A 6,566-nucleotide genomic window follows, 5' to 3' on the forward strand; every position below is an offset into this window, starting at 1 on the left:
TAGCCCCGGATTCGGATCACGTTTCTTGCCTAGGCGACTCATCAGTCACTTGCCTTCCCAGTTGGGATATTTTGCTCTCAGTTCCCGCCGCCGCGGCGACGGCGATCTCGTGGCGCAGCCAACGATGCTCCGGGTCGCGATGGGAACGCTCGTGCCAAATCAGCGCGACTTCATAGGGTGTCAATTGCACAGGCGGATCCATAATCGCTAGCGGCAGCAAGGCGGCGATCCTGGTCGCGACGCGGCGTGGTACAATCAACAGCAGATCGGTCGCCGCGATCGCCAACGCGGCCGTCAAGATGTTGGAAACCAACACCGGATCGCGACCCTGGAGATCTAACTTGACCAGTTCGTCATGCACCCGGCCGAAGCCGTCTTTGGAGTCCAAGGCAATGGCTGCGTGGCGCAAGGCCGCGAAGCTCTCGATTGTCCATTCCCGCGCCAGGGCTGGATGGTCGTGGCGCAGCAGGCAGGCAAACCGGTCGGAGTAGAGGCTGCGCCTCAAGTATCCGGGCGGCGAGGCGCTAATCTGCCCTATAGCCAAATCGATCTCGCCTAGCTCAAGCCGCCGCATCGCGCCGGAGAGAAGCGGATCGATGACGACGTCCAGATGAGGCGCGTGCTGGCGCAGCCGGGGCAGGAGCCGCGGCAGCAGGACCAGTCCTTGATGATCGGGCATCGCCATTATCGCCTTCGATCGCCAATTGGCTTGGGCAAGACTGCCGTTCACTATCCCGCGGATCGCATCCAGCACCGGCGGCAGCATTCGGCTCAAGCGTTGGGCCTGCGGGGTCGGAACCAGGCCCATGGAGCCGCGAACCAAAAGATCGTCGTTGAAAATGCCACGCAGCCTCCTCAACGCTCGGCTCATCGAGGGCTGGCTCAAGCCCACGTGTCGAGCCGCATGCGTGACGTTGCGGTGTTCCAGCAGCGCTTCGAGAGCAAACAGCAAGTTCAGGTCAATCGACGCCAGCATTTGCCGCTGCCGTGTGGCGCGAGGTTCCGCGACAAACGGCTGCGCCCGCTTTTTTGAAGTTTCGCGACTGCAAGCGAGCTCATCCACGGCCTTCTCCTCTCGTCTTAGTAAGCGGTGTGCTCGCGCTAAGCGTCAGCACATTCGGCATCGCTCAGCGAGGCCGAAATGCTGCCTGATTCACTTGGTCGCGGTCAGCCTCATGCTGGCGAAGCTAGGCCCAGGAACGCGGCAAAGCTCAGCGCTGATCCAGGCCTAACAGAAAGTCGTCGCACCAGCGATAGACGTTGTATTCGCGGAGCCGGCCGATCATCGCCCGCCAACGATCGATCCGCTCATCTAACTGCATGTCCAGGGCTTCTTCGATGGCCCTCGCCATCGCTTCCGGATCGTAGGGATTGACGAGGATCGCTCCGCCTAGCTCTCTGGCTGCGCCGGCAAAACGCGAAAGCACGAGAACACCTGGATTCTGTGGGTCCTGTGCGGCGACATATTCCTTAGCTACAAGGTTCATGCCGTCGCGGAGCGGCGTGACCAGGCCGACGCGTGCCATGCGGTATAGACCGGCGAGCTCGCTGGGTCCAACGGACCGGTTGATGTAGTGAACGGGCATCCAATCGATCGTTCCGAGTTCGCCATCAACGCGCCCCACCCGCTCGGCGACGTCCTTTTGCATCGCCAGATATGCCGGTATTTCCGTGCGGGATTTCGGTGTGATCTGCAGCAGTTGCGTCTTGCCGATGCGGTGGTCGTTGCTCCGCAGGAAGCGGTCAAACGCGACGATGCGGTTCTCGATGCCCTTCGAATAGTCGAGGCGGTCGACGCCGATCGCGACTTTACAACCGGGAATCCTTTGAGAGGGCTCCTGCAGAGTCTCGCTGCGCGCCGCCTGCTCGGCCAGTCGTTCGAACTCGGCCGTGTCGATGCCGATCGGAAAAACGCCGCAGCGAAACACACGTCCATAGGCTTGGCACACACCGTTTGTGATGGGGTCCGGTAACCCCTGACGGCGCAAGCATTCGGCGAAGTTACTAAGATCGTCATCGGTATGAAAGCCGACGAGGTCATAGCACGAAAGCCCGCGTAGCAAATCATCATAGTGCGGTACGGTGAAGAGGATGTCCGCCGCCGGCCACGGAATGTGCAGGAAGAAGCCGATCTTATTGCCGCAGCCGAGGTTCCGCAGTTCTTTCGCAAGCGGGATCAGGTGATAGTCGTGCACCCATATGACGTCGTCGTCGCTGATGAGCGGCTGCAACAGCTTTGCAAACAGTCGGTTGACGCGCTGATATCCGGACATTCGTGCTTCGGAATACTCGGCGAGGTCGACTCGGCAGTGGAAAACCGGCCAAAGAACCCGGTTGGCAAAGCCGTAGTAATAGTCGTCCAAATCTGTCTGCGAGAGATCGGTAAGCGCATAATTGATCCCGCCGGCCTCCCGGCGTGAGATCGGCCCTGACGGGTCCTCCCCGGCTTTCACCTTCCCCGACCAGCCCATCCATAGGCCGTGCCTTCGCCGGAGCGCAGCGCTCAGCGCAATCGCCATCCCGCCTGGCGGCGGGGAACCATGCTCGTCGGGCAGCGAAACCCTGTTTGAGACTACGACCAGTCTACTCATCTCCACTCTCCTGCTCTCGGACATCCCGCCGTTCATGAAAGCTCCGCCCCCTGAGCGATCTGCACAATAAGACATGCAAGTTCAAAAGAAAGGATAGCATGGGTCTAGAAAGGAGATTGGAATTAGATAAAAGGTTGGGCATCATGAGTTTCCTGTAGACAGTGGAATTAACATCAAGGCGAGTTCTGCGTCTGATCAATAAATCTCGACGAATCCATACGAATGTCAACTTTTCAGCGATTTAAATTGAAACAAAGCTGAACTGAATTGGAGCCGCCGGGAGAGGAAGTTGGGTGCAAAAGCGCTCCAGTGATGGTGCCAGAGGACCGGAGCGATACGAATCTCAGCGGGGATAAACCCGGTCTGCCGAACGAGTGGTCGCAGAGGACGGACAATCCATCAAAAACTAGCAGGCTTTGGGGGCACTGTTGCGCAGCAGGAACTCCGCATAGGACCTATTTGTCTGCGCTATTCCGCAATACGCCTGATGAAGATTGTCCCACCTGCTGAGCGTCACTAATTTGACTACCGTCCCCGGCAGCCCAAGCTGCAGTCAATAGGAAGTGACCATGAAGAACATTCTCATCGTCGGTCAGGACGCGTTGACGAGAGAACCGCTTATGGGCTTCTTGTCTAAGCATGAGTTTAACATCAGAGCGGTCGAAAACCGCCAGCAGGCCGCCAGCAATATGGCTTCTGAAGCGATTGATCTAGCAATTGTCGACCTGAGCTACGGCCGAGAGGACGGTTTGCAGTTCGTTCGAGATTTTGGTGCCAAGAGGGATCTTCCGATCATCATCATCAGCGGTGACTTCGTAGATGAGGCCGACAAGGTGATTGGCCTCGAAACCGGCGCTCGCGACTACATTACTATGCCCTTCGGGCTTACGGAGTTCCGCGCCCGCGTGCGCGCCGCTATGCGCCAGCGGCCGGAGCGTGACCGAAACACCATCTACCGTTTCGATGACTGGCGAGTTAGCACCAAGCGTCGGAGCTTGCGCCGGGGAACGGATCCTGACGTCAAGCTCACCGCCGGCGAGTTCAACCTCCTGATGGCCTTTCTCAAGAACCCAGGTCGGGTCCTTTCACGTGAGCAGCTTCTGATGGCGACCCGTGTCTATGATCAGGAGGTCTACTACCGCAGCATCGATGTTCTTATCGTCCGCCTTCGCCGTAAGTTGGGGCAGGATAAGGCGCCGCGCCCGCAGTATATCCGCACCGAGCGCGGCGCGGGGTATATTTTCGACAGTGTCGTGAATATTGAGGAACTAAGGACGCGCCGTGGTTGATGGACGGCCAAGATCGCGCGGGAAGCGAACGTGACCCAGCACCACTGCAGGCGCTTCAGAATATCACGAATAGGGTCAGGCTTTACCTTCATAGGAATGGCCTCCAGCCACCTGGGCACCTCGTACTATCGGCGTTTCGCGGACCGGTAGGGCCGCGCTGATTTCTGCGTGGACTGATGACGGCGATCGCTTCGGAGTTGGTTGTTGAGATTGCCGATTTTGGCATCGCGGTGGCGGTTTGCGCCGCCTTCGTCGTCATGCGGGCGCAGTTCGCCCCTGGTGCCATACGGGCGGGTGAGATTGTAGGCGAGATTGGCCATGCCGATCTTGGTCTGGCCCGCCCGATGCCGATCGTGCCCACGAACAAGAACTCGCGAGCAGCGGCTGTGGCGGCGACGTAACCTTCGGCCTTGCCGATCGCTTTACCAGTCGCCTTCGTCTGTACCATCAGACCGGCATATTCGCGCGAGGCATCCAGGTCGCAAGCCAAGACGCGATTTCAAATAAGGGGCCTCTCGCGGCGCCGACAAGGTTTCGGGATTTTCCGCTCCTCGCAGGTCGGTAGTGACTGTTGCATACGTGCAACTCAAGCGCGAAGAGTTATCTCAAGGGCAACACTATTCTTGAATTCGGCGGTCAGAATGCGAGTAATCAGCCAAACTCGCCCGATCGAGTCTTCTCGCTACGGGCCACCAATCAACCTGGGACGCCCCTGTGAGTGCCGATACCATTGCTGGCGCAGTGAGCCGGGAGAGCCTCTCTTTCCCATACCTCCGCATTAAACCCGAGACCACTGTGCCAGCCCAGCGCCCTCCGCCGGCTGGCAGCAAGATGACGGCTGCCAAACGATGGGGCTCCGTGCTCTAAAGATAGAAAATGACGTTTGGCCTACTGCACACCGGGATTTTGCCTGTGATCGCTGCCACAAGCCATCGGTGGTCTTGGTGGTGACGAAACCGCATGCGTATGTTTGCCCGCTGTGTCTAGACGGCGATCCTGCCGAGCAAACTGAGCGTTTTGACTAACATTCTCGGCAAGCTTAGAAGGAGTGGTTCGCTCGATAACAACAAACCCCGAAAATACCTCGCTCATTGTCCGGGCCACGCGCTATCTGGATCGTGGAATTTCCTTTCATGAAGAAAACAGCGGCAGTTTTTAATGAGAGATGAAGTAACCGATCTTTTAACTGAGTTGGCCCTTTGGGCGAATGTGGTGATGAAATCGGAAAGGGGCGATAGAATTAAAATTTGCGCCGCCTACGACGCCGGTCTGCAGCTAATCGCTGAGCGTACTACGCCCGGGTCTCCGCCCCGACCGGGCATTGAAGCTTGCATCCTGCAGCATGAGAAACTGAAGGCTGCCGAAGACATCAGCTGCGTAGGTTGGATACTGGCCGCGATCGCCACGCGTGTTGGGGAACGAGATCTTCCGAAATGGGAGGAAGCTCAGAAGGTCATTGGCGCCACGGTTCGGTTGCTTAGTCGCTACCGTCAAACTCGCGTTCATTGAAGCCATGGCCGCGTCGGCGGAATGGCATTACAATGCTGTCGAGCATTCCCTGTAGCGTTGCACGGACGATGACGCCGGTAATTTACGGCTGTATGAACTGAGTGCCTCCGTCTCCGGCTGCGTCAGAAAACAGGTAAGTCAGTCGTTGTCGGGTTGGAAAAGAGGAAGGTCGCTGGAAAGCGCGGCCAACCCGCCTTCGCTTGCACCACAGCCTGCCTTTTGCCAGCTCTTCAACCGTAACGTGCTATCAATCTCCTTGCCATGTGTCTTGAACGCCGAACTGTTCACGCCATTGGCGCCGCTTTGTCATCCCGTGCCCCGAAATGAGGCCGTCGTTCGAACGATATGCGCAGTTGCTTTTCCGCCAGAAACCGGCGAGCCAGATCGGTGTCGCGCTTACCCACGCGTGACACCCAGTCCGAAAACAGGCGAACCGCGCGCCGGTTCATATGCCGCGAAGGACAGACCAGCCAGTATCCCGGAAACTCGATGACCTCGAACTCTATCGAGACCGGAACCAGAGAACCCGACACCAGGTCCTCGAATGCGAGGGCTGTGCTTTCCAGGACCACACCTGCACCGTCCTTCGCCAGTTGAACCGACATTGACGAACGGTCGAAACGATAGGGATACGTCATGCGGGCGCCCTGGATACCGTTGCACGGCAGCCAATAATCCCACCGGAAATAGGCCTTCACACTGTCGATCAACCGCGCATGGCGAAGCTGCTCGCGCGGATCCGGTGAGATCGCGCGCAGTTCGGCAAGATAGGAAGGCGAGCACATCGGCAGGATCAGATCGTTGACGACGCAATCCGAATAAAGGCCGGCCCAGCCGCCGTCGCCATAACGAAGATCGAGATCGATGACCTCCGTTTCGAAATCCGAGAAATTGGGCGTGGCGTCGACGCGCAAATTCCAGCTCGGATAGCCCTTGCTGAACTCGGCCAACCGCGGCGCCAGCCATTTCTCGCCGAAGGAAGGACTGACGCGCAGGCTAAGCTGGAAGCTTTCGCGCTGCCGCACAATGGCATTACGCACCTCGCGTATGGATTCGAAAGCCTGGGTCGTGGTCTGGAAGAGCCGCTCACCCTCGATCGTGAGCGAGAGATGGCGCTTTTCGCGCTGAAAAAGCCGCACCCCGAGTTGGTGTTCGAGCAGCCGCAGCTGCTGGCTAA

6 protein-coding genes are annotated in these 6,566 nt (G+C 58.4%); 3 read left to right on the plus strand and 3 right to left on the minus strand.

Annotated features, from left to right (window positions below):
- Positions 1–16: 16 nt before the first annotated feature.
- Positions 17–976 carry a LysR family transcriptional regulator gene (locus tag NKH90_RS30470; protein ID WP_352451826.1) on the minus strand — a complete coding sequence of 320 codons (960 nt, stop codon included), beginning with the start codon at positions 974–976 and terminating at the stop codon, positions 17–19.
- Positions 977–1,211: 235 nt separating this feature from the next.
- On the minus strand, positions 1,212–2,591 hold the full coding sequence (locus tag NKH90_RS30475) for an alpha,alpha-trehalose-phosphate synthase (UDP-forming) (RefSeq protein ID WP_352451775.1): 1,380 nt from the start codon (positions 2,589–2,591) through the stop codon (positions 1,212–1,214).
- 569 nt (positions 2,592–3,160) lie between these two features.
- Between NKH90_RS30475 and NKH90_RS30480 the strand changes: the two genes are divergently transcribed.
- The 3 genes from NKH90_RS30480 to NKH90_RS30490 all read left to right on the plus strand — a co-directional run bounded on the left by NKH90_RS30480 (position 3,161) and on the right by NKH90_RS30490 (position 5,389).
- The gene (locus tag NKH90_RS30480) at positions 3,161–3,880 is read left to right on the plus strand and encodes a winged helix-turn-helix domain-containing protein (protein ID WP_352451776.1); all 720 of its coding nucleotides are present in this window, start codon (positions 3,161–3,163) and stop codon (positions 3,878–3,880) included.
- 176 nt (positions 3,881–4,056) lie between these two features.
- Complete coding sequence (locus NKH90_RS30485; RefSeq protein WP_023722452.1) at positions 4,057–4,281, plus strand: hypothetical protein; 225 nt, start codon at positions 4,057–4,059, stop codon at positions 4,279–4,281.
- Positions 4,282–5,038: 757 nt separating this feature from the next.
- The gene (locus tag NKH90_RS30490) at positions 5,039–5,389 is read left to right on the plus strand and encodes a hypothetical protein (RefSeq protein ID WP_023722451.1); all 351 of its coding nucleotides are present in this window, start codon (positions 5,039–5,041) and stop codon (positions 5,387–5,389) included.
- Positions 5,390–5,673: 284 nt separating this feature from the next.
- Here NKH90_RS30490 and NKH90_RS30495 read toward each other — a convergent pair.
- On the minus strand, positions 5,674–6,566 hold an 893-nt coding region (locus NKH90_RS30495; RefSeq protein ID WP_352822853.1), incomplete at its 5' end, for a LysR substrate-binding domain-containing protein.

The sequence above is a fragment of the Mesorhizobium sp. M0898 genome (genome assembly GCF_040319695.1).
Taxonomy (GTDB): domain Bacteria; phylum Pseudomonadota; class Alphaproteobacteria; order Rhizobiales; family Rhizobiaceae; genus Mesorhizobium.